This window comes from Streptomyces sp. NPDC089799 (assembly GCF_040684755.1).
GTDB lineage: Bacteria > Actinomycetota > Actinomycetes > Streptomycetales > Streptomycetaceae > Streptomyces.
The window spans coordinates 135,310-158,355 of sequence record NZ_JBFBGR010000019.1; the positions used below are offsets into that span (position 1 = coordinate 135,310).

20 protein-coding genes are annotated in these 23,046 nt (G+C 73.8%); 9 read left to right on the forward strand and 11 right to left on the reverse strand.

What is annotated here, in order from left to right:
• Window positions 1–126: 126 nt before the first annotated feature.
• Together AB0O36_RS21780 and AB0O36_RS21785 are read left to right on the forward strand one after the other, a co-directional pair.
• Complete coding sequence (locus AB0O36_RS21780) at window positions 127–480, forward strand: hypothetical protein (RefSeq protein ID WP_365112901.1); 354 nt, start codon at window positions 127–129, stop codon at window positions 478–480.
• Between the two features lie 101 nt (window positions 481–581).
• Entirely contained in the window at window positions 582–1,028 is a 447-nt protein-coding gene (locus tag AB0O36_RS21785) for a glutaredoxin domain-containing protein (RefSeq protein ID WP_365112904.1), read from the forward strand.
• A 25-nt stretch (window positions 1,029–1,053) separates the two neighbouring features.
• On the opposite strand, the gene AB0O36_RS21790 is transcribed toward AB0O36_RS21785, so the two are convergent.
• The gene (locus AB0O36_RS21790) at window positions 1,054–2,148 is read right to left on the reverse strand and encodes a sulfotransferase (protein WP_365112907.1); all 1,095 of its coding nucleotides are present in this window, start codon (window positions 2,146–2,148) and stop codon (window positions 1,054–1,056) included.
• Between the two features lie 47 nt (window positions 2,149–2,195).
• Entirely contained in the window at window positions 2,196–2,903 is a 708-nt protein-coding gene (locus AB0O36_RS21795; protein ID WP_365112910.1) for a maleylpyruvate isomerase family mycothiol-dependent enzyme, read from the reverse strand.
• Window positions 2,904–2,973: 70 nt separating this feature from the next.
• Here AB0O36_RS21795 and AB0O36_RS21800 point away from each other — a divergent pair, with 70 nt between their 5' ends.
• Complete coding sequence (locus AB0O36_RS21800) at window positions 2,974–3,906, forward strand: LysR family transcriptional regulator (RefSeq protein WP_365112912.1); 933 nt, start codon at window positions 2,974–2,976, stop codon at window positions 3,904–3,906.
• Window positions 3,907–4,012: 106 nt separating this feature from the next.
• On the opposite strand, the gene AB0O36_RS21805 is transcribed toward AB0O36_RS21800, so the two are convergent.
• Complete coding sequence (locus AB0O36_RS21805; RefSeq protein WP_365112915.1) at window positions 4,013–5,059, reverse strand: alpha/beta hydrolase-fold protein; 1,047 nt, start codon at window positions 5,057–5,059, stop codon at window positions 4,013–4,015.
• Between the two features lie 503 nt (window positions 5,060–5,562).
• Here AB0O36_RS21805 and AB0O36_RS21810 point away from each other — a divergent pair.
• From AB0O36_RS21810 to AB0O36_RS21830, 5 genes are all read left to right on the forward strand, one after another.
• Complete coding sequence (locus AB0O36_RS21810; RefSeq protein WP_365112918.1) at window positions 5,563–6,144, forward strand: GtrA family protein; 582 nt, start codon at window positions 5,563–5,565, stop codon at window positions 6,142–6,144.
• A 52-nt stretch (window positions 6,145–6,196) separates the two neighbouring features.
• The gene (locus AB0O36_RS21815; RefSeq protein WP_365112921.1) at window positions 6,197–6,874 is read left to right on the forward strand and encodes a helix-turn-helix domain-containing protein; all 678 of its coding nucleotides are present in this window, start codon (window positions 6,197–6,199) and stop codon (window positions 6,872–6,874) included.
• Window positions 6,875–6,931: 57 nt separating this feature from the next.
• The gene (locus tag AB0O36_RS21820) at window positions 6,932–7,429 is read left to right on the forward strand and encodes a DUF3291 domain-containing protein (RefSeq protein WP_365112923.1); all 498 of its coding nucleotides are present in this window, start codon (window positions 6,932–6,934) and stop codon (window positions 7,427–7,429) included.
• 119 nt (window positions 7,430–7,548) lie between these two features.
• Window positions 7,549–7,962, forward strand: coding sequence for a VOC family protein (locus AB0O36_RS21825; RefSeq protein ID WP_365112926.1), 414 nt, complete (start codon window positions 7,549–7,551; stop codon window positions 7,960–7,962).
• 48 nt (window positions 7,963–8,010) lie between these two features.
• Window positions 8,011–8,445: a YdeI/OmpD-associated family protein gene (locus AB0O36_RS21830; protein WP_365112928.1), complete on the forward strand. Its 435-nt coding sequence runs from the start codon at window positions 8,011–8,013 to the stop codon at window positions 8,443–8,445.
• Between the two features lie 106 nt (window positions 8,446–8,551).
• Here the strand turns inward: AB0O36_RS21830 and AB0O36_RS21835 are convergent, their stop codons facing one another.
• From AB0O36_RS21835 to AB0O36_RS21850, 4 genes are all read right to left on the reverse strand, one after another.
• Window positions 8,552–10,612 carry an MDR family MFS transporter gene (locus AB0O36_RS21835; RefSeq protein WP_365112931.1) on the reverse strand — a complete coding sequence of 687 codons (2,061 nt, stop codon included), beginning with the start codon at window positions 10,610–10,612 and terminating at the stop codon, window positions 8,552–8,554.
• A gap of 309 nt (window positions 10,613–10,921) precedes the next feature.
• Window positions 10,922–11,305, reverse strand: coding sequence for a hypothetical protein (locus AB0O36_RS21840; RefSeq protein WP_365112934.1), 384 nt, complete (start codon window positions 11,303–11,305; stop codon window positions 10,922–10,924).
• 91 nt (window positions 11,306–11,396) lie between these two features.
• Complete coding sequence (locus tag AB0O36_RS21845) at window positions 11,397–12,230, reverse strand: NlpC/P60 family protein (protein WP_365112937.1); 834 nt, start codon at window positions 12,228–12,230, stop codon at window positions 11,397–11,399.
• Between the two features lie 545 nt (window positions 12,231–12,775).
• On the reverse strand, window positions 12,776–16,825 hold the full coding sequence (locus tag AB0O36_RS21850; RefSeq protein WP_365112940.1) for a helix-turn-helix domain-containing protein: 4,050 nt from the start codon (window positions 16,823–16,825) through the stop codon (window positions 12,776–12,778).
• A gap of 155 nt (window positions 16,826–16,980) precedes the next feature.
• Here AB0O36_RS21850 and AB0O36_RS21855 point away from each other — a divergent pair, with 155 nt between their 5' ends.
• Window positions 16,981–17,868 carry a LysR family transcriptional regulator gene (locus tag AB0O36_RS21855; RefSeq protein WP_365112943.1) on the forward strand — a complete coding sequence of 296 codons (888 nt, stop codon included), beginning with the start codon at window positions 16,981–16,983 and terminating at the stop codon, window positions 17,866–17,868.
• 202 nt (window positions 17,869–18,070) lie between these two features.
• Here the strand turns inward: AB0O36_RS21855 and AB0O36_RS21860 are convergent, their stop codons facing one another.
• The 4 genes from AB0O36_RS21860 to AB0O36_RS21875 form a co-directional block, all read right to left on the reverse strand.
• Window positions 18,071–18,856, reverse strand: coding sequence for an alpha/beta hydrolase (locus AB0O36_RS21860; RefSeq protein ID WP_365112946.1), 786 nt, complete (start codon window positions 18,854–18,856; stop codon window positions 18,071–18,073).
• A gap of 121 nt (window positions 18,857–18,977) precedes the next feature.
• Window positions 18,978–20,381: a dihydrolipoyl dehydrogenase gene (lpdA, locus tag AB0O36_RS21865; protein ID WP_365112949.1), complete on the reverse strand. Its 1,404-nt coding sequence runs from the start codon at window positions 20,379–20,381 to the stop codon at window positions 18,978–18,980.
• A 100-nt stretch (window positions 20,382–20,481) separates the two neighbouring features.
• On the reverse strand, window positions 20,482–21,720 hold the full coding sequence (locus AB0O36_RS21870) for an MFS transporter (protein WP_365112951.1): 1,239 nt from the start codon (window positions 21,718–21,720) through the stop codon (window positions 20,482–20,484).
• A gap of 136 nt (window positions 21,721–21,856) precedes the next feature.
• A complete protein-coding gene (locus AB0O36_RS21875; protein WP_365112953.1) occupies window positions 21,857–22,648 on the reverse strand; it encodes a hemerythrin domain-containing protein in 792 nt (263 codons plus the stop codon).
• Between the last annotated feature and the right edge of the window lie 398 nt (window positions 22,649–23,046).

Genomic DNA, 23,046 nt, shown 5'->3' on the forward strand with positions numbered 1-23,046 from the left:
CCGGTGCTGCGCCGGCCGTGCGGGCCCGCCATGATCGCTGCTCGGAACCGCCCGGCGCCGACGCCTGGCGGGCCGAGCAAACACGGCCGGCCGAGCACGCCGGCACGAGCCGAGGAGTTGTCAGCCGTGGCCGGCGCCGTCGCCCCCGAAGACCCCCACCAGCGGCCGCACCACGACCACCACGGCCACCACGGCACCGACAGCACCGGCGGCGCCGATGGTGCCACCGACGTCACCGACAGCGACACCAAGCAGGCCGTGACCACGCTGAAGCAGGTGATCGCCCACTACAACGCCCGCCTGGCATCCGCCCGCCGGAGCCCGGGCGGTGCCCACCTGGTGGGTGCGTGGCTCACGGCCCGGGACGATGCCGTGGACGACCTGGACCGCCTGGAGACCGAGGACCCGGACGGGGTCGCACGCATCGCCGCCCGCTACGCCGCCAGGCTCAGGCAGCTCCAGGACGACCGGGCCGGCTGAGCCGACCCAGCCGACTGAGTCGACCGGGCCGGGACGGCACCGGCCGCCCCGGACGGAGTCCGTTCGAGTCCGGTTTCGAACGATCGGTAGGCTGCACGGTCATGACGCGCGCGTGGATCCTGCCCGTACTGCTGGTGCTCTGCGGCTCGGTCGTGGCGACCGGGCTGTTCCTCCGCGAAGACCCGGCCCGGGCCGTGGCGCTGCTGCTGGTGTTCGTCCTCCTCGCGGGCCTGAACTCACCGCTGGTCTTCCCCCGGTCGATCGGCGCCCTGGAGGCGCAGCAGCGCAGCGCGGTCGACGGGCGGCCGGTCGTCTACTGGCGGCCGGGCTGCACCTACTGCCTGCGACTGCGTCTCCGGCTCGGCCGCACCGCCCGCCGTGTGCACTGGGTCGACATCTGGCGCGACCCGGCCGGCGCCGCAGTGGTGCGTCAGGCCAACGACGGCAACGAGACGGTGCCCACGGTGGTCGTCGCGGGCCGCCCGCACACCAACCCCGACCCGGCGTGGGTGCGTGAACAGGTCTCCCGCAGGCGGGAGGGCGCCTGAGCGACCGGGCAGCCGGGTGAGCGAGTCAGGGGTGTGAGCGCGCCCCGGCGCCGCTGCCCGCCAGGGCCCGGGCGCCCGGCGCGCACGCTTCCCGCAGGGCCGCCAGTTCGGCTGCGGGCAGCCGCCGGGAGGCGCCGCGGCGACCGGCGTCCAGACGGGCGACGCCCACGTCGAGCCACTCCGGCAGTGGTTCGACGCCGATGAAACCCGCCAGCCGGGTCAGTTCCTCGCGGGGCTCGTCCAGCAGACCCTCGTAGGAGAGCGTGGTCCTCGCCGCCGCCGGCACCCGGTCCAGATGGGCCACGCCCCGGACCACGAGCTCCGACCACAGTGCGGCGAAGCCGGCCGGCGGCAGCTCGCGGCCCATGACCAGGGCGGAATCGAAGCGTTCGGCCAGCAGCCGGGACAACTCGGGCGGCAGGGAGCGGACCTGCTCCTCGGTCAGGTCCTCGACGCGCTGGACACCGGTCCGCGCGAGGATCTCCCGCAGCAGGAAGATCAGCCGGTAGCCCGTGTGCCGGCTCATGGACAGCGCACAGTCGGGCCCGTCCCTGTGCAGGTGTACGAAGCGTGCCTGCGGGAAGACCCGGCGCAGCAGCGGCACCCGTTCCAGCGAGTAGCCCGACCGCTCGACCACCGCGGTCCGCCCGAACCGCTCACCCAACAGGGCGAACAGGGCCTCGTAATGGCCGGCGGCGGTCCGGGACGGCCAGCCCGGCACCTGCTTCTCCAGCTCGTCGTACAGGCCGTCCGGGTCCTCCGTCAGGTGCGGCAGCACCATGAGCGACAGGGCCGGGATCCCGGTGGTGCCGGTGGTGCCGGTCGTCCCGGTGGTGCCGGTCGTGAAGCGGCCGGGACGGCGCGTGTACAGGAACTCGGGCATCGGTACGCCGCTGCGGATCATCCGCTCGAACATCGGATTGGGGGCGGACAGCAGCCGCCAGAACTCCGCCCCGTCCAGCCGCCCTTCCGGAAAGCCCCGGCTCTGCACCGACGACAGCAGCTCGTTCAGGCTGAGCACGTCCGGATGGGCGTTGACGATGCCCGACAGCGCGGTCGACCCGCTGCGGCCCGTGCCGACGACGAAGGTCAGGGTGCGCACGGCGTCCATCTCCCCCATCTCCTCCCTCTCCTCGCTCTTCTCCGACGACCCGTACGGGTCCGCGATCAGGCTTCCCCCGACGCCGCCGCTTCACCCCCTCCGGCCTCTCCGGAGGGGCGGGTGAAGCGGCCGCTCGGTTCCCCGCGGAGCCGGCCCTCCGGAACCTTGCGGCCGTAGGCCAGCAGCAACAGGTCCTGGGCCGTGCCGTACACGGGCTCCCCGGATCCGTACGACCAGTCGAGGTCGTCGGCGCACAGCCGCACCCCGCCCAGACCGGCACCGAAGAACCGCGTGATGAAGGGCCGGACCTCGCCCAGCAGGATGCGCAGCCGGTCCGCGGGGACCCGCCGGTCGATGCCGAGGGCGACGGTGATGTCCAGCCCGTGCACGACGTCGTGACCGAGTGCCGCGGGCGGTCCGCCGACCGGCGGTGTCCAGGGGTGGTGGGCGTTGTCCCGGATCAGGGCGGCCAGTTCGGCGGTGGAACGGGCGGCCGCGTCCCTGCGGGCGTCCCTGTCGGTCATCCGGTCGAGGTTCCCGCGCGCCCGGGCCATCTCTCCGAGCATCGCGGGCAGCGACAGCCGGAACCCCATCGACATGTGCGCCACGACCTCGCGCACCCGCCATCCCTCGCAGAGGCTGGGCGCGTTCCACTGCCCGGTGTCCAGCGTGTCGAACAGGTCGGCCAGTTCCCGGCGTTCCGCCGCGATGGCGGCCTTCACATCGTCCCGGGACCCGGCCCCGTTCCCCTTGCGTGCAGTCCGCTTCTCCATGGGTCAAGCCTGCGGCCGACCTGCCCGTACCACCAGTAGACGGTTCTTCCGGTACCTAGAATCACCGCTTATGGAACTTCGCCAGCTGCGCTATTTCGTCGCCGTGGTCGAGGAGGGCGGTTTCACCCGCGCCGCCGCCCGGCTGCACCTGGCCCAGCCCGGCCTCAGCGCCCAGGTCCGCCAGCTGGAGAGGGAGTTGGGACAGCCCCTGCTCGACCGATCGGGCCGGTCGGTGACGCTGACCGAAGTGGGCCGGGCGGTCCTGCCCTACGCCCGTGCCGCACTGGCCGCCGCGGACTCGGTGCGGCAGACCGTGGACACGTACACGGGGCTGCTGCGCGGCCGGGTCACGCTCGGACTGGTCTCCGGCGCCACCGGTCGCGCCTTCGACATCGCCGGTCTGCTCGCGGACTTCCACCAGGCCCACCCCGCTCTGGAGGTGGCGCTCACCGAGGACACCACGGAACGGATGCAGGCCGCGCTGCTGGGCGGCGAGCTCGACATCGCCGTCCTCGGGCCGACCGAGGAGACGGCTCCGCCCGGACTGGCCTTCCGTACGGTGGTCGACGTTCCGCTGGTCGCGGCCGTCGCGCCCGGCGATCCGCTGCTCGGCCTCGCCGAAGAGGGCACCACCGTCCCGCTCGCCGGCCTGCGCGACCGGCCGCTGATCTGCCTGCCGCGTGGCACCGGGGTGCGGGCGGCGCTCGAACGCGGCTGTGCGCAGGAGGGATTCCACCCCCGGGTCACCTTCGAGGCGGCGGCCCCGCACGTGCTGGCGCAGTTCGCCGCGCGGGGCCTGGGGGTCGCCGTACTGCCGGCCGGAGAGGACGCGCCGGACCCCGACGGCCCGCTCCGCACCCTGCGGATCGTCCGGCCCGGGATGCGTGCCCGCATCGCGGTCGCCTGGCAGACCGGCGGACCGTCGAGCCCGGCGGCCCGGGCCCTCCTCGACCGGCTCTGCGAGGCCCTGCCGAAGCTGCCCGCGGGTGGCGGTCGGGCGTGACCCGTGCGCCCGGGCCGTAGGCTGAACTGCCGCCGGCAGTCGGCTCCCGTCCTTGGCCGGGCTGCTGCCATCGGCCGGGCTGCCGCCCTCGGCCGGGCTGCCGCCCTCAGCCGGGCTGCCGTCCGAAGAACTCCAGCATCGGCTCGGCCGCGACGGTCCAGTACGCCCAGCCGTGCGCGCCCGGCCCCAGCGCCACGTCGGCCGCCACGCCACGGGCCGCGAACGCGGTGCGCAGGTCTTCGGTCCCCGGCAGGTGGTTGGCGTCCTCGGTCCCGCAGGCGAGGTGGCAGCGGGCGCGCCGTAGCCGCTCGGGCGGGGTGCGCCGGATGACGTCGGCCAGGTCGTACTCCCGGAAGCGGTCGGTCAGCCGGGCGGAGCCGGACAGGTCCCGGCCGAAGGCACGGCCGTAGAAGCGGTTCCACTCCTTCATCGGGATCGCGCGGTAGCCCTCGTCGGTGAAGTGCGCCGTACTGAGCCCGGCGGCCGCGCCGAACAGGCCCGGGTACCGCAGCGCGTACATCAGCGCGCCGTAGCCGCCCATGGAGAGCCCGGCGACGGCCCGCCTCTCCGTCCGGCCGCCCAGCCCGTGCGCCTGCTCGACGGCGGGGACGAACTCCTTGACGAACATGTCCTCGAAGCGCTGGGCGTCGCCGTCGGGCGAGGCGGCGTCATTGACGTAGAAGGTTTCGTCCTGTTCCGAACCCGGTCGGCCGGGGTCGCGCCGGGCATCGGGCATCACGAGCGCACAGGGCGGGATCCGGCCCGCCGCGATGACGCGTTCCAGGGTCGGCACGATGCCGCCCTTGACCACCCAGTCGGTGTGCTTCCCGCTCGAACCGTGCAGCAGGACGAGCATCGGGAGCGGGCCGTCCGGCCTGCGGCCGCCGGGTGCGGGGAGCACCCCGGCGGGCAGGTAGAGGCTGTACGGGACTTCCCGGCCGAGCACCCGGCTGCGTACGGACAGGTCGGTGCGCAGCGAGCCGGTCCCGGAGGCGGACGGAGCGGGCGAGGCGGGCGGGGTGGCCGGGGTGGTCGGCGGCTCCGGGCCGGGTGCCCCGGCGCCGTTCCGCAACGGGAAGGCGACGGAGACGAGGACCGCGGCCGATGCGCCGGCCCCGGCCGCCAGCAGGTATCGGCGCGCAGGACGTCTCACCACGCTCCCCTCACCACGCTTGCCTCACCAGGGTCACCTCGCCATCGCCGCGCCACGGACGGCACGGCAGGACACGTCACGGGCACTCGACATGACACGCCCGGCTCGTACACCGGGGCAAGCAGCCACGCCGACGGCCCATCCTGCCGAGGCGGCCACCCGGTGGGCGCCAAAGTGGCGCCTCCAGCGCCTCCAGTGGCGCCAAGGACCCCACCGGGCCCGGACCGGAGCCGATGAACCTCCGGAGATGTGGCCGGTCCGATCACCGTGCCGTCGGTCAGGGAACAGCCTCTGACCTGCCCTTTCATGATCATCGGCCAGGTCGCGGCGTCGGTGACGCCAACTCGACGCCGATCCGACGCCAGGTCGGCGCCAGAAATAGCTCGCGATGGCGCCATGGATGTGCCATGATGGCATCATGGGCGGCGCGCAACCCCCGTCGGTCGACCGGACCGGACGGTGCGCGCACCGCGGGGCGGATCATCACCAAGGGGGAGCGGGACATGCAGGACACGAAGGCAGCACAGGACCGGCAGCAGCCGGCACCCGGCGCGTTCGCCGCCTTCGCCCGCTTCGTGCTCTGCGGCGGCGGAGTGGGGCTCGCCTCCAGCTTCGCCGTGGCGGCCCTCGCCTGCTGGATGCCCTGGGTCCTGGCCAACGCCCTGATCACCGCGGTCTCCACGCTCCTGGCCACCGAACTGCACGCCCGCTTCACCTTCGGCGCCGGCAGCCGCGCGACCTGGAACCAGCACCTGCAGTCGGCCGGGTCCGCGGCGGCGGCGTACGCGGTGACCTGCCTGGCGATGTTCGTCCTGCACCAGCTCGTGACCTCGCCCGGTGCGGCGCTGGAGCAGGCCGTCTACCTGTCGGCCTCCGCGCTCGCCGGGGTCGCCCGGTTCGTGGTGCTGCGCCTCGTCGTCTTCGCCCGGAGCCGCTCGCAGGCCGCACCCGTCGCTGCCCTCCCCGTCGCCGCCCTCCCGGCCGGTGCCCTCCCCGCGGCCCGCACCCGGCGCCCGGTCCATGCGGCGATGGTGGCCCGCGGCACGGCTCCGGCCGATCCGGCCGCACTCTGCCGCGCCGCCTGACCTCCGGCCACGGCTTTCTATCTCCAACCTGCGTCGTTCCTAGAATGGCCGGGTGGAGGACATCAACGCGATCGCGGTGCTGCAGGATCCGGTACGGCGCCGTCTGTACGAGTACGTGGCGGCCCAGGGCCGCGAAGTGGGCCGCAACGAGGCCGCCGAGGCGGCCGGGGTGGCGCGCACGCTCGCCGCACACCACCTGGACAAGCTGACCGAGGCCGGACTGCTGGAGAGCGGCAGCCGGCGCCTGACGGGACGTACGGGGCCGGGGGCGGGCCGCCCCGCCAAGGTCTACACGCGGGCACGGGCCGAGCATTCGGTGTCGCTGCCCGCCCGCGACTACCGCACCGCCGCCGAGCTGCTCGCCGAGGCCGCCGAACGGGCCGGGCTGGACGCCGGACTCCGCGCGGCCGCACGCAGCCGGGGCGAGGCGCTGCGCGGTACGGCGGCACCCTGCGGCGGCATCGCGGAAGCCATGGAGGTGCTGGCGGCCCGCGGCTACGAACCACACCTGGAGCCCGTCGAAGCCGCCCCGGAGGCGGACGCGGACGCGGACGCTGCCGTCATCCGCATGCGCAACTGCCCCTTCCACGCCGTCGCCGAACGCTTCCCGCCGCTCGTCTGCGGCATGAACCTCGCGCTGCTCGAAGGGCTGCTCGGTACCGACGGCCCTGTCCGCGCACGCATGGACGCCCGGCCGGGGCAGTGCTGCGTGGTGGTCGAGCCCTCCTGAACATTCTAAAAACAACGATCGTTGACATAGAAAGCGGGGCCGTGCTGGGATGAACCCATGACCGCATCCACGCAACCCGCTGCCCATCTCGCCCAGTTCAACGTGGGAACCCTCCTCCAGCCCCTCGAAGACCCGCTCTCTGCCGGATTCGTCGAGCTGCTCGATCCGGTCAACACCGCAGCCGACGGCACGCCCGGCTTCGTGTGGCGGCTCGTGGGGGAGGGGGAGCGGGACGCCACCGGCCTGCGCCCGGCCGGCGAGAACGCCATCGTCAACATGTCGGTGTGGGAGACCCTGGAAGCCCTCTGGGACTTCACCTACCGCAGCGGGCACCTGGAAGCGATGCGGCGGCGCCGCGAATGGTTCGAACGGCACGTCGAGCACCACCTGGTGCTCTGGTGGATCCCCGCCGGCCACGTCCCCACCGTCGACGAGGCCATGGAGCGGCTCGCGGACCTCCGCGCACACGGCCCGTCCCCGCGCGCCTTCACCTTCACCTCCTCCTACACCCCCGCCGAATCCGCGGAACACCTCCGGCCCGCCCCGCAGCCGTAGACCGCATCGATCAGAAATCGAGAAGCGCCGTCGACGGAGCCGCCCATAGCCTGCTCATGGCAGACGGGCCGCGGCCCGGATGTCCGCCACGTACACACCCACAGTGCAAGGAGCACGGCATGAAGGCGCACGTCAGCTCGATCCTTCTGGGCGTCCGGGACATGGACCGGGCCAAGCGGTTCTACACCGAGGGACTCGGCTGGAAGATCCAGAACGACTTCGGCATCTCGGTGTTCTTCGCATCGGACGGCGCCTCCCCCGTCGGCTTCTACAGCCGGGAGGGCCTGGCCCAGCAGGTGGGCACGGACCAGGAGGGCAGCGGCTTCAGCGGTCTGGTCATGACCTACGTCGTCCGCAGCGAGACACGGGTCGACGAGATCATGGCGGAGGCCCAGAAGGCCGGCGCCACGGTCCTCAAGCCCGCCGGCGCCCTGCCGTGGGGCGGGTACGGCGGCACCTTCGCCGACCCGGAGGGCTACGTCTGGAGTCTCGGCTACAGCGCCCAGGGAACCGACCAGCCCTACGCGGAGTAGCCGCGGGCGGGATCCGCGGCGAACCGGCAGGACGACAAGGAGAAGTCGATGAAGTTTCGGGCCCAGGTCGAGCCGCCCGAGCCCATGCGGGGGCTGGAGGTTCCGTCCGAGGTGGTGGCAGCGCTCGGCGGGGGAGCGCGGCCGCCGGTGACGATCACGGTCAACGGCCATTCCTGGAAGAGCCGGGTCGCCATCCTGCGCGGCCGCAACCTGCTCGGCCTCAGCCAGGCCAACCGGCGGGCCGCGGGGGTCGAGACCGGTGACGAGGTCGAGGTCGAGCTGGAGCTCGACACCGAGCCGCGCGTCGTCGTCGAGCCCGCGGACTTCGCCCGGGCCCTGGACGACGACCCGGCCGCCCGCGCTGCCTACGACGGCCTTGCGTACAGCCACAAGCGCGAGCACGTGCGCGCCATCGAGAGCGCGAAGAAGCCGGAGACGCGCCTACGGCGCATCGAGAAGGCCATCGCCACCCTGCGGGGCTGACCCCGGACGGGGAGACCGGCGGCGGGTCATGCCCTGGGTCACGCCGCGGGTCAATCCCCGGGCCACTCCGCGGGTCGCGCCCCAGGTCACCCCGTGAGCCCCGCCGTCAGTCGCGTTCACGCTCGCGTTCGGGTTCGCGTTCGCGCCGCGGGCGGAAGGCGGAACCCTCCGCCAGGATCTCCAGGGCGTGGGCGCGCAGGTCGGCCGGCGCCGCCGGCCGGGCGGCGGCGCTCCCGCCCGCCCGGCGCGGGCCCGCGTCCGGGGCTGAGTCCGCGCCTGCACCCGAGTCCGGGGCCGAGTCCGGGCCCGGGCCCGCCCCCGGGCCCGCCGGCCCGAGTTGTGCGCGCAGTGTGCCGGAGAGGTCCGCCACCAGCTCGCGGCCCAGGGGCGTGGGCCCGCACGGCCGGTCACCGCCGGACAGCAGCTCCTTGGACCGCAGCGACCGGAGGCCGCGGTCCAGCGCCCGCTCCGACACGGCCATGACCCCCGCGATCCGGCGGGAGTCGACCGAGCCGCCGTGCGCGACGATGCACAGCAGCCAGACCTCGTCCAGGGAGATCCCGTGACGCCGGGCCTGTACCTCGGCCCTGAGCCGGACCGGCCGGAGCCCGCCCCGCGCGAGCTCCTCCAGGGCCTGCCGCACGTGGTCGTCGCCCGCCGGCAGCGAGGGAATGGCATGGGTGTCCTTGCGGGTACCGGTCTGCGTCATCGTCCGCCGCAGCGGTACGGCCGGAAGCGCGCAGGCCAGCGCCAGGACCAGCAGGGACACGGCCAGCCCGGTCAGGAACACGTCGTCGACGGCCAGCTCGTAGGCGCCGACGTACGTCTGACGGGCCGTCGGGCTCAGTCCGGGCCCGGAGAGGGGTTCCCCCCGGTGGATGAGCGCGGTCTCCGCGGCCGTGAACTCCCCGGCGTCGATGCCGTGGACCAGGTGATCGACGAGCCTCCGGTTGAGGACCGCGCCGAACAGCGCCGCCCCGAAGGCGCTGCCCAGGTTGCGGAAGAAGATCACCCCCGAGGTCACCACGCCCACGTCCTCGTACGCGCACGCGCTCTGCGCCGCGACCAGGGCGATCTGGGACACGAGCCCGAACCCCAGCCCCAGCACCACCAGCGCGCCGCCGTAGGCCAGCGGTGAGGCGTCGTCGTCCAGTACGGCGCACAGCACCAGCCCCGTGATGATCAGCAGGGCGCCGATGATGGGGAACGGCCGGTAGCGCCCCCACATCGACAGCGCCTGCCCGCTGACGGAGTACGCCAGCAGCCCGCTCAGGGACATCGGGAGCAGCAGCAGGCCCGAGGCGGTCGGGGACGCCCCCTTGACCACCTGGAAGAACAGGGGCAGGTAGTTCACCGTGCCCGACTGGACGACCCAGAAGAAGAACGACAGCGGGACGGCGATGCGGAACACCCGCTCGCGCACCACCCGGCCGGGCAGCAGCGGATCGGGATGGGTGCGTTCGACCCGCCGGATAAGCACCAGCAGGACCGCGACCGTCCCGGACAGCACGAGCATCGGGGGCGAGAACCACGCGAAGACGACGCCGCCCCAGGTGACCAGCAGGGTCACCCCGGCCGCGCAGGCCGAGATCAGCAGACTGCCCCAGTAGTCGATCCGGGGCCGCTCCGAGGCCCGCCGGTCACGCAGACCGAAGGCCAGCGCCGTCATGACGGCCACGCCGACCGGCAGGTTCACGTAGAAGGCCCAGCGCCACGACCCGTGTTCCACCAGCAGCCCGCCGATGAGCGGGCCGAGAACGGCCGCCGAGGCGCCCGCCCCCGCGACGAACACCTGGTAGCGGCCCCGCTCCCGGGGGCCGACCAGGCCGGTGAGGACGGCTTGCGGGATGACCCACATTCCGCCCGCGCCGAGGCCCTGGAGGGCCCGGAAGCAGATCAGTTCGGGCATCTCCTCCGCCCGGGAGCAGAGCAGGGACCCGAGGAGGAACAGGGTGATCGCCGTCTGCAGCAGGCGTTTGCGGCCGAACAGGTCCCCGAGCTTGCCCCAGATCAGGGCCGAACCGGTGACGGCCAGCAGGTACGCGGTCACCACCCACGAGAGGTGCCGGAGGTCCCCGAGGTCACCGGCGATGGTCGGCAGGGCGGTGGCGAGGATCGTCGAGTCCAGGGAACCGATGAAGGTGATCAGCACCAGCGCGGAGAGCACCACCCGGCCCCGGGCGCCGAGCCGGGCACGGTCACGGTCACCGCGACGGACACGGCCAGGTGATGACAAGGGACGTCTCGTCTCCGTTGCCCCGGACGGGGAGAGGGGGACAGCCGGCGCACACGGGCGGCGGACAGACCGTCATGTTCGCCCTCCGCGGCGCCGGACAGAAGGACCCGAGCCGTCCCGGCGCACCGGATCCCCCGCGCGGCGCAACGGGCGACGGGCCGCCTCCCCGGGTGGAGGAGACGGCCCGCCGGGCACGACGCACGCCCCGCTGCGCGGCATGCGGCAAGCACATGGGCTACGTCAGCACTGGCGCAGGCCCGGCGCCGGGTCGACCGACGTGTGGACGTCCACCGCGGGCACGTTGCCCCACTGGCCGTTGTCCAGCTGGGTCCAGTACCAGACGTTGTTGCCACCGCCGTGCCGGTCGCCGTAGCCCCAGCACTGGAACCAGCTGAAGCTCGTGTTCAGCGGCCCGCGGACCGCCGAGTTGTACGAGCGGTGCTCGTAGCCCTTGGCTCCGGAACGGTTGCCGCACCACAGGCGGCCGTCGGAGCGTACGCCGCATTCGGCCGCGGCGGCCGTGCCGGTGTTCGGCGCGGCGACGGCGGGGGCGGCGGCGGTGGCCAGACCGGAGGTCAGGGCGGCGGCGGCCAGGCCGAGGGCGATCTTCGTGCGTGCGGACATGCTTCCTCCTTGGTTGCGATTTCCGTGGTGGTTGCCGTGGTGATTGCGGATGGTGATTGCGATGGTGATTGCCGTGGTGGTGGCGATGCGCTCAGGGGCAGGTGGGTACGCCGTCCAGCCAGGCCGGCCCCTGGACGTAGATGTTGGTGATCCATGCGCCGTACTCGGGCAGGTACGACCAGGCGTCGTTGGTGTAGCCCTCGGCCGTCACCGTCTCCGCGTGCTTCTGGCACTGCACGCGGACCCGGGTCGGCCCGGCGAACCTGTGGACGCGGGCGCTCCCCGTGGACGGCTCGGAATGCGTCCACACGTCCGTGCCCCAGGTGCTGAACGTGCCCGGCTGCGCGGCGTCCGCGCCGATGCGCACCGCCCCTGCGTAGTCACCGCCCAGGCGTACGTCGCTGACCATGATCCGGGTGCCCGACTGCCGGGCCTCCACCATCCGGCCCGCGCCCAGGTACACCGCGATGTGGTGGACGCCCCCGGGCGGCCCCCAGGCCAGCAGGTCGCCCGGCAGCAGCGGTCCGGTGCCCTGTTCGGGACCGAACCGGGCCACCGCGTGCGGGGTGCCGAACTGGTGGCCGGCGTTGCCGGGCAGCAGGTCCCGGCCGGTGGCGCGGGAGTACGCGTACCGCACCAGCCCCGAGCAGTCGAAACCCAGCCGTTCGGGGTCGTGTTCGCTGGCCGGGTCGGTCGGGTCCACCTGGCCGTACGTCGGCCCCGGCTCGGGCCCGTGGCCGCCGCCCCAGGTGTACCAGACGCCGACCTGCTCGCAGGCGGCGCGGACGGCGGCCTCGGCCGCCGCGGAGGCGCCCGGGGAGAGCACCCCGCAGGCCGGCGTGTCCGCGGCGGCGCCCGGCCCTCCCGTACCCGGCGCCGCCGCGGAGGACGCGGTTCCGCCGGCGACCAGGAGCAGCGCCGCCACCGTGGCGCCGGCGGTCCTGCACAGCGCGCGGACGACCCCTCGCGTCCCGCCGCGCCCGGGTCCTCCCGGAGCCCCCTCCTCCGGAGCTCCGTACGCGCCCCCCTCCGCAGGCCCGGTCCTCGCACCGCACCCCGTGCCGCCGTCAGTGCCGCCGTCAGTGCCCCCGTCAGTGCCGCCGTCCGTCCCGTTCACCCCGTGGACCCCTCGCATCGTGTTCTCCGCTCCCCGTTCCCCGTCGTGCCCCGTCGTCGGCTGCGCTGTTCGCATCTGCAGCGCCGTGCTCGCCGACCGTTCCGCCGGCCCTCCGAGACTCGCGCGCCGCCGGGGCCGCTGTCGAGGACCAACGCGTCGCCCGGCCAGGCAGGAAACGGGAAACCCCTGGGAAACCCCCTACCGGGCAGGCGGGTTGCCGGGGCCGCCGCACGCCCGTCCGGCAGATCGCAACTGCCAAGGGCCGGGGTCGCCGAGGCGGTGCGGACAGCGCCGGCCGCGGCCGCGGCCGCAGCCGCGGCGGCAGCCATGCTTGCGCCCGCGGCCGGCCGGCATCAGCAGGGCCCGCGGCCGGACCCTCCGGCGGGTGACGGATCCCGGTCCCCGGCCCCGGCCCCGCCCGCGCCGCCGGCCAGCGCGCAGATCCCCCGCACGCTCGACTCCGGGTCGAGCGACCAGAGCCGTACGGTCCCGTCCGTCCCGCTGCTCGCCGGCAGCCCCCGGACCGGGTCGAACACCACGCCCCACACGGCTCCGTCATGACCGGCCAGGGTGGCGTACGCCCGGCCCCGGGCGTCCCACAGCCGCACGCTGCCGTCGATCCCGGCACTCGCCAGGAGACGCCCGTCCGGCGCGAACGCCACCGCCCGCACCGCCCCCGTGTGCCCGGTGAGCACCGCCGCGTCCCCGCCACCCGCGGTCCGGTCCGCACCGGACGCCCAGGACCGGACCCGTACGGTGCCGTCGTTGCCGCTGCTCGCCAGGCGCAGCCCGTCGGGGGAGAAGGCCACGCTCCGCACCGCCCCGGTGTGGCCGCGCAGCACCGCCCGCTCCGCGCGGGCCGTGACGTCCCACAGCCGTACGGTCAGGTCGTCGCTGCCGGTGGCCAGCAGCCTGCCGTCGGGACTGAACGCGACCGCGTTCACGAAGTCCTGGTGCCCGGCCAGCGTGCTCAGCAACCGGTGCCCCACGGGGTCCCAGAGCTTGACCGTACGGTCGGCGCTCGCCGAGGCCAGCGTCCGGCCGTCGGGGGAGAAGGCCAGGGCGAACACCGAACCGCCGTGCCCGTCCAACGTGGCCAGGAGCCGCCCGCCGGCCGCGTCCCACAGCCGCACCCGGCGGTCCGCGCCCGCCGAGGCCAGCGTGCGCCGGTCCGGGGAGAACGCGACCGCGAACACCGCCCCCTGATGCCCGGTCAGCGTCGCGGCGAGCCGGCGGCGCCCCGGCTCCCACACCCGTACGGCGCCGTCGGTGCCGGCCGAGGCCAGCAGAGCACCGTCGGCGGAGAACGCGGACTGCCACAGCTGTGCGAACGGGCGCGCCACCAGGGCCCCGCGCCCGGGGTCCCACACCACCGCGGACTGGTCGAAGCTGCCGGTGACCAGCAGGTCCCCCGGCCCGGTCGCCACCGCCAGGACGTAGTCGGTGTGCCCGGCGTAGGTGTGCGCGATGTGGTGGTCGACGGCGTCCCACACCTTCGCCGTGCCGTCGCCGCTCCCGCTCACCAGCCCGGTGCCGTCGCGGGTCCACGCCACCGCGTTGACGTCGTCGCTGTGTCCCTGGAGCACCGCCGTGGCCGACGTCCCGGCCTGCCCGGGGCCGCCGGAACCGCCGGTGTCCCAGACACGCACGGTCCGGTCCGCGGCCCCCGAGGCGACGCTGCGCCCGTCCGGCGCGAAGGCCACCCCCAGCACCGCGTCGGTATGGCCCTCCAGGGTCGCCGCCGGGTTCCCGGCCGGTCCCGCCCCGGCCTCACCACCCGCCCCGGCCTCACCACCCACACCACCCGTGCCACTCCCGTCGGCCGCACTGCTCCCACCTGCCCCACCCCGTACGTCCCACAGCCGTACGGTGCGGTCGGCCGAACCGGAGGCCACGGTCCGGCCGTCGGGCGCGTAGGCCACCGCGTGGACGGTGTCCGTGTGCCCCCGCAGAGTGGCGGTCGGCCGCCGCGTCTCCACGTCCCACAGCCGTACGGTGCCGTCCATGCCGCCCGACACCACCGTCCGGCCGTCGGGGGAGAACGCCACCGCCCGCACCCCGCCGCTGTGCCCGTACAGGATCCCGGCGGCCTGCCGTTCCGGCATGCGCCACAGCCGTACGGTGCCGTCCGCGCCCGCCGATGCCAGCAGCCGCCCGCCCGCCCCGAACGCCACCGCCTGCACCGCCCCGCCGTGCCCGGTGAGCACCGCCAGGGCGGAACGGTGCCCGGGCCCGCCCCACAGCCGGACCGTGCCGTCCCCGCCGGCCGTGGCCAGCACCCGGCCGTCCGGCGCCACCGCCACCCCGTTGACGGCACCCGTGTGCCCGGTCAGCCGGCCGCCGAACGCCTGGCTCTGCGTGCTGAGCAGCGCCCCGCGGGCCTCGGTGGTCGGTGCCGTGCGGTACGCCCGGGCGGCGAGCATCATGGACGCCTCCGGCCGGCCCGAGGCCATCGCCCCGGACCGCACCGCCATCGCCTGGGACTGCGCCACCCGCCGCTCCGCCACGGCCCTGGACCGCTGGTGGAAGGCCAGGCCGCTCGCGCCGACCGCGACCGCCAGCAGCACCGCGAGCGCGGCCAGCAGCCGGTTGCGGGCCCGTGTCTGCCGGAGGGCGCGCTGCCGCCGTCCCTGCTCCTCGGCGCGGCTCGCCGTCAGGAACTCCGCCTCCACCGGGCCCGGCGGGTTGCGCCCGTCCTGCTGTTCCGCCCATTCGTCGGCCGCCGCGAGCCGGTTGCCGCGGTACAGCAGTTCGGGGTCGCGCCCTTCCCGCAGCCAGGCGGCCGCCGCGTCCGTGAGCTGCTGGTGCAGCAGCAGTCCCGCGCGGTCGGTGTGGATCCAGTCCCGCAGGCGCGGCCAGGCCCGCAGCAGCGCCTCGTGGGTGATCTGCACCGCGGACTCCCCGGCGGTCACCAGCCGGGCCCGGACGAAGGAGTCCAGCGCGGCGGTGGCGGCCCGCGGGTCGGCGGCGGCCGAGGTCAGCCGGTCCGGGGCGGCCCGGCGGCGGGTCTCCACCTCCCCGTCGCCGAAATGCACCAGCCGCAGCAGCACGCGCCGGGCAGCCTCCCGGCCGGATTCGTCGAGGGCGGTGTACACCTCCTCGGCGGTACGGGCCACGGCGCCGCGCAGCCCGCCGGTCGCCTCGTACCCGTCGAGGGTGAGCGTCCGCCCGGACCGTGCCGTCCAGGTGACCAGCAGGGCGTGGGAGAGGAGGGGCAGGGCACGGGCCGGGCCGCCGGGGGTCCCGTCATCGGTGCCGGCGTCCCGCAACAGCACTTCCACCAGGCCGGGTTCGAGGACCAGTCCGGCGCGTTCGGCCGGCCGGGTGATGGCGGTCCGCAGCTCGTCGGGGGTCATCGGGCCGAGCACGAACAGCCCGTTGGTGAAGACCTCCGCCAGTTCCGGATACGCCAGGCAGCGCCCGCTGAAGTCGGCCCGCAGCCCGAGCACCACCCGTGCCGCGGCGGCCCGGGGGTGACCGGCGGGCCCGCCCGTCGCCCCGACGGCGAGGGAGACGAGCACGGCGAGGAAGGCCCGCCGCTCGGCCTCGTCCCGGCACTGCGTGAACACCTCCTCGAACTGGTCGACGACCAGCACGACCCGGCGGTCCGCTCCGACCCCGCCGCCCGGTCCTGGCACGGTGCCGGCGCCGGACCCCGCCCCGCGCCCCGCCCGCACGGCCGCCGCCAGCGCGTCCGGGCGCTCGCCCAGCTCCCGGACACCCGGCAGGGCTTCCCGGGGGACGACCCCTTCCCGGGACAGCACCTCCAGCAGCTCCGCCAGCGGATGCGCGGTCGGCGTGCACACCACCACCCGCCCCCGCACCGCGGCCCCGCCCGGACCATCCGCCCCGCCCGGACCATCCGCCGGGTCCGGGTCACCCGCCCCGCCCGGACCACCGGCTCCGCCCGGGCCGTGTGAGGCACCTGCCTTGCCCGCCCCGGCCCCCGCACCCCGCAGGGCCGGCACCAAACCGGCCCGCAGCAACGAGGACTTGCCCGCCCCCGACGGGGCCACCACGGCCAGCGGCCCCGTCCCCGCCCGCCCGGCCAGCCGTTCCAGCAGCGCCGCGGTGGCCCGCTCCCGCCCGAAGAACCACTCCGCGTCCCCGGTGCCGAATCCGGCCAGCCCCCGGTAGGGGCATTCGAGGGAGGACTCCGGCTGCCGGGGGTGCGGCACCTCCGGCACCAGCGCCGCCAGCGCGCCACCCGCCCGCAGCACCGCATCACAGCGCCGGGCCAGATCGGGCGTGGCCGGCTTCCCGCCGTTCTCGATCTTGCTCAGATAGCCCTTGCTGTAGTGAACGAGCCGCGAGAGCGCGGCCAGTGACAGCCCCCGCTCCGCCCGGGCCCGCCGCAGTGCCGCGCCGAACGCCTCCGGGCCGGCTCCGCCTGTCCCGTCCATACGTGCCCTCCGCGCAGATGCGGCTGCACACGCTAGCGATCCGGGCACCGGGACCGCGCGCCACGATCCCTCATCCGGCTGAATCCCTGCTCAACATACACTTGCGCGCGGCTCGAAGACCGATGGGCCGTTGCTGTAGGACACGGGGGCGTGTGATGGAACTGCGGGACATCGAGATATTCCTCGTACTGGCCGAGGAGTTGCACTTCGGCCGTACCGCCGAGCGGCTCAGAGTCTCCCAGGCGAGGGTCAGCCAGGCCGTCAAGAAGCAGGAACGGCGCATCGGCGCCCTGCTGTTCGAGCGCACCAGCCGCTCCGTGCGCCTGACCGACGTCGGCCGTCAGCTGCGCGACGACCTCCAGCCCGTCTACGTCGGCCTGCACGACTCCCTGGAACGCGCCCGGCTGGCCGCCCGCGGGATCACCGGCCGGCTGCGCGTGGGCATGATGCCCTTCAACCTGGTCGACGTCCACTTCTACTGGAGGGCGTTCCGCGCCCGGTACCCGCAGTGGGAACTCCAGGTCCGCCAGCTGACGTACGACGACCCGTTCGGCCGGCTGCGGGCCGGTGACATGGACGTCATGGTCCTGTGGCTGCCCCTGGAGGAACCGGACCTCACCGTCGGCCCGGTCGTGTGCACCGACTCCCGGATCCTCGCGGTGACGTCCGACCACGAGCTCGCCGGGCGGACGTCGGCGCGACTGGAGATGTTCGGTGACTTCCAGCACGCCATGCCCATCGGCATCCCGGACTACTGGGAGAACAAGTACCTGCCCTTCCAGACCCCCGGAGGCAAACGGATCGAGCGCCTGGAGAAGGTGTCGAACGCCGACGAGCTGATCAACCTGGTCGCCATGGGCGACATCATCCACGGCTTCCCCAGCCACGTCACCCGGTACTGGGGCATGCCGAACATCCGCTGGATCCCCATCCCGGACCTGCCGAGCCTGTCCTACGTCATGGTCTGGCGGACCGATGCCGAGAACGACCTCGTCCGCGCCCTCGCCGACACGGTCCGCGAACTCGGCCCGGTGAACTTCTGACGCCGGTACCGGCCCCTCCCCGTCAGGCCGCCGCCACCGCACCGGCGGATCCCGGCGCGGCGACCGCGCGTTCCGCAGCCCGGCTGACGTCCTCCCAGGACGCCCAGACGTTCCGAGAGGTTCCGAGACGGTCCGTCTCAGTCGATGGTCGTGGTGTGCCGTGGTGTGCTGCAGAACCCGCCCCGGTGGGCAGGAGGTTGCGTCAGACGCCGGTGACGTGCCCCGCCCGCTTCCTGACCTCCTCGATCGCGGCGACCACGACGTCGGGATCCCCGGCCAGGATCTGCCGGTGCCTGCTCGCCGTGGTCGCGAAGACCGTCACCCGGTCGTTGCCCTCCACGGCCTTGGCGGCGGCGGCCCGCATGGCGCTCGTCTCCTGTACGGACGCCCCGGAGCGTCCGCCGGTACCGACGACGAAGACGGCCGGACAGCGCAGGCCCTCGAAGTCCGCCTCCAGTTCGCCGTTGACGATGTCCGTCTCGATGACGGTCTCGGCGCTCTCCGCGGGGGTCAGCCTGGCCGAGCGGCCGAAGAGGGCCAGGACGCGCATGATCCACCCGAGCCTGCGGAACTGCTCCCGTACGGCGGCCTTGCCCGCCTCGTCGTACAGCGAGACCGGGTAGGCGCCGTCGATGAGGACCAGCCCGCCGACCAGCTGCGGGTATTCGGCCGCGTAACACACCGCGACCGTCGCACCGTGGGACCAGCCGACCAGGATCGGCCGCCTGAGCATCGTCGCTCCGATCACCCGGTCGACATCGGCGATGGCTCCCCGGATGGAGTAGTCCGAGGAAGTCCCCGACCGTCCCCGCCCCCGCGCGTCGAACGTGACGGTCCGGTGCCGGCCGCCGAGCCGCTCGACGACGTGCTTCCAGTCCCGTTGCGTGGAGAAGGCTCCGTTCAAAAAGAGCAGCGGAGGCCCGTCGCCCGGGGTGTCGACCCCGTGGAGGCGGGTGTCGGCCGCCGCGACCGTGAACTCTAGTGACATGTGGGCCTTTCCTGTCACACGTGGAGGGGCATGAGGGGTAGGGGGGTACGAGGGGGATGGGGAGCAAGGAGGGCACGGGGCGCATGGGGTGCATGCGGTGCATGCGGCGCCTGGGAGGGGATCAGAAATTGATCATGTGGCCGGCCAGCCCGTGCACGGCCTCCTTGACCGCCTCGCCGAGGGTCGGGTGCGCGTGGACGTTCCGGGCGAGCTCGTGCACCGTCAGGTCCCACTGCTGCGCCAGGGTCAGTTCCGGCAGGAGCTCGGTGACGTCCGGGCCGATCAGGTGGGCACCGAGGAGCTCGCCGTACTTCCCGTCGCTGATCAGCTTCACGAAGCCGACCGGGTCGCCCAGGCCGTGGGCCTTGCCGTTGGCGGTGAAGGGGAACTTGGCGACCTTGACGTCGAAGCCCCGCTCCCGCGCCTGCTCCTCGGTCCAGCCGAAGCTGGCGATCTGCGGTCGGCAGTAGGTGGCGCGCGGGATCATCGCGTAGTCGAGTTCCATCGTCTCGGCGCCCGCGATCGTCTCGGCGGCGATGACGCCCATCGCCTCGGCGGTGTGCGCGAGCATCAGCTTGGCCGTGACGTCGCCGATGGCGTAGAGGTGCGGTACGGAGGTGCGGCCGCGCCCGTCGACCTCGATGGCGCCGCGCTCGGTGAGGCGCACCCCCGTGCCCTCGAGACCGTAGCCGGTGACGTTGGGCGCGAAACCGATCGCCTGGAGCACCTTGTCGGCCTCCAGGACCCTCGGTACTCCGTCCTTGCCGGCGACCGTCACCCGCACCCGCTCACCGGACTCGTCGATCGACTCCACCCTGGTCGAGGTCAGCACCTCGATCCCCAGCTTGCGGTACTGCCTGGCCAGTTCGGCGGAGACGTCCGCGTCCTCCAGCGGCGCGATCCGGTCCAGGAACTCCACGATGGTGACCTGCACGCCGTAGCTGTGCAGCACGTACGCGAACTCGACGCCGATGGCGCCCGCACCCGCGATCACCACCGACTGCGGCACGTCCTCGGCGAGGATCTGCTCCTCGTACGTCACCACGCGGTCGCTGCGGCGGGTTCCCGGCAGCAGCCTCGGCGTGGCACCGGTCGCGATGATGCAGTGGTCGAAGGACAGGGTGCGTACGGTGCCGTCCGCGTCGGTGACCTCAAGGGTGTTGGCGTCCAGGAACACGCCCCGGCCCGGGATTTCGGCGATCCCGTTTTTTTTCATCAGATAGTGAACGCCCTTGACCCGGCCCTCGGCGACCCGGCGGCTGCGCCGGAACGCCTCGCCGTAGTCGAACGACACCCGGCCCTCCACCTTGATGCCGAAGGTCTTCGCCTCGTGCGTGAACAGGTGCGCCACCTCGGCGTTGCGCAGGAGGGCCTTGGTCGGGATGCAGCCGACGTTGAGGCAGACCCCGCCCCAGTACTTCTCCTCCACGATCGCCACCCGCAGGCCCAGCTGGGCGGCGCGGATGGCCGCGACGTAACCGCCGGGTCCCGCCCCGAGTACGACGACGTCCAAGCGACTGCACATGGGAGTTTCCTTAGTGTGTTGAAAAGGTGTGGGGAGGGTGGGGTCTGGGGAGGGTGGATCGGGCGGCGGTGTCGGAGGCCGGCTGTCGGGCGTCGGATCCTCAGGCCGATGACGTCCCGCGGACGCGCCAGACCGTCAGGGTGGTCAGGAGGCCGACCGCGGCGCCGGTCCACAGCGCGGCGCTGAGGGTGGCGGCGTCGACGATCAGACCGCCGACCAGGGCGCCGAGGGCGATGGCCAGGTTGAACACCGAGGTGTTCAGGGCGGTGGCGGCCTCGGCCTGCTCGCGGGGCGCCGACTGCAGGATCCAGGTCTGCACGCTCACCGGGACCCCGCCGAAGGCCAGGCCCCAGCCGACCAGCAGCACGATCCCGCCGGCCACGCCGGTGCCGACGAGGGGGAAGAGCCCGAGGACCAGGGCGAGCAGCAGCCCGATGACCATGACCACCTTGCGCACGTCGCGCCCCACGACCGCACCGGCCAGGAAGTTGCCGAGGATGCCGGTGGCACCGAAGACGAGCAGGAGCGGGCCGACCATGCCGTGGCCGATGCCGGAGACGTCCTGGAGGACGGGGCTGACGAAGGTGAACGCCGCGAAGTGACCGCCCACCAGCAGGAAGGTGGTCAGCACTCCGGCCCGTACCGCCCGGTTCCGGAACTGCTGCGTGAGCGAGCGCAGCCGCACCGGTTCGGTGGCGGGCAGGGAGGGCAGCAGGACCATCAGGGCGGCGACCACGAGGAGGGCGAGGCCGCCGACCGTGGCGAACGCGGTCCGCCAGCTGCCGAACTCGCCGATCAGGGTGCCGGCCGGTACGCCCAGCACATTGGCCGCCGTGGCGCCGCCGAAGGTGATGGCGGTGGCCCGGCCGACGAAGGCGTCGGGCACCATCCGCACCGCGATGCCGGCGGCGAGTGCCCAGAAGCCGCCGATGCCGATGCCCACGAGGAAGCGCGAGGCGAGCAGCACGGTGAAGTTCGGGGCCAGGACCGACAGCAGATTGGCGGCGGCCATCAGACCGAGCAGGGCGATCAGCACCGTACGGCGGTCACGGCGGCCTATCAGTACGGGCAGCAGCGGGGCGGCCGCGGACGCGACCAGTCCAGGCACGGTCACCATCAGACCGGCCCGGCCCTCGGAGACGTCGAAGGCCCCGCCGATGGGAGTCAGCAGCCCCATCGGCAGCTGCTCGGCGGTCACCATGGCGAAGGTGCCGACGGCGACCGCCACCAGGGCCAGCCATCTCCGCAGCGGCACGGAAGGGGGTGGGGAAGCGGATGGGCCGGACGTGGCGGCCGAGCCGGAGCCGGTCGTCGCCGGACGGGGCTCGATGGTGGTCATGCGCGTTCTCCGGTCGTTTCGGTACGGGTGGGGGGTTGGCGAGCGCGACGGACCGCACGGACCGCGGTTCGCGAGGACGCTGCGGGAAGGGAGGCCGGGAAAGGGGGGAAGGCGGAGGAGGTGGGTGGAGGGGCGCTCAGGTGCCGGCGGCCTGTGGGGCCAGGGCACTCCACCGGTCGGTCGCGGCGTACGCGGGCTGCCACCGCCGGCCGTACGCGCGGCGCGCGCGCTCCGGGAACGCGGCGAGCACCACCGCGACCGTCCGCCCGTCCGCACCGTCCAGGAGCCAGGGCAGAAGCTGCGGCGCGTGCGGCGCGATCCGCTGGGTGTGGACCTGACAGAAGTGCTTCCACTGCTCCTCGCTCAGGGCGGTTCGGATCAGCGGGAACACGGCCTCCTCCTGATGCGTGAGGTGACCGGCAAGCCCCGTGACCAGCGATCCGATGAGCTCGCGGAACAGATCGAGCTCGGTGTCGGGATCGGTCCTGGGCGTGGTGCCGGGACCGGTGTCGGGACGGGTATCGGGCTGCGTGCCGTGCTCGGTGCCGTGTCCGGTGCCGTGCTCGGCCAGCGCCTCGTCGACCACCCCGGCGATCGCGGCGATCGCATCGTGCTCGGCCTCGATCGCGACGAGCCGGGTCAGGTCGTCGGGCCGTCCGTGGAGGGCGCCGCGCAGCACGGGCCACAGGGCGTCGTCCGCGGCGGAGTGGTGGACGCGCAGGGCCGTCCTGAACATCCCCCAGCCGGCGGTCGTGCGCAGCAGGTGCCGGGGATCCGGGCTGATGAGGGCGCCGGCCCGGCCGATGTGCCGTAGCTCCCTCCGTAGCGCGTCGTGAACGGTGTGCATCACCGTCATGTCGAACCTGTCGAACCTGTCGAACCTGTCGACCTGCCCGAGCCGGTCGGGCCTGCCGTACCCGTCACTCACAGCTGCCTGCTCTCCTCCGCCTGGAGGCCGGCCCAGCCCCACCCCCCTTCCCGCCGGAACGAGCCCTTCACCGGGCGCGTTGCGGGCCCTTCTACGTTCTCGCGGGCACCCCGCGTGATCAACGAGGACTTCGTGGGCCGATCCATAACCCCACGGTTATCGCTCCGGAAGGGGTACGGCTGCTCACGTGCGGTGAGGTCGGGGCGTCCGTGGGGTGACTCGGCCCATAGGGCCCACGTCACATACGACTCGGGCTAGTAGCCGTCGATTCCCTGCTTTCACCGGTCAGAGGGCGATTCCGCAGGCCGGTGTGTGTGGGGTGGGCTAGTAGGTGGGGTCGTTGCCAGGTGGTCGGGGGGCTGGCTAACTGGTTCTTGTCGCCGGGGCGGCCGGGGCGC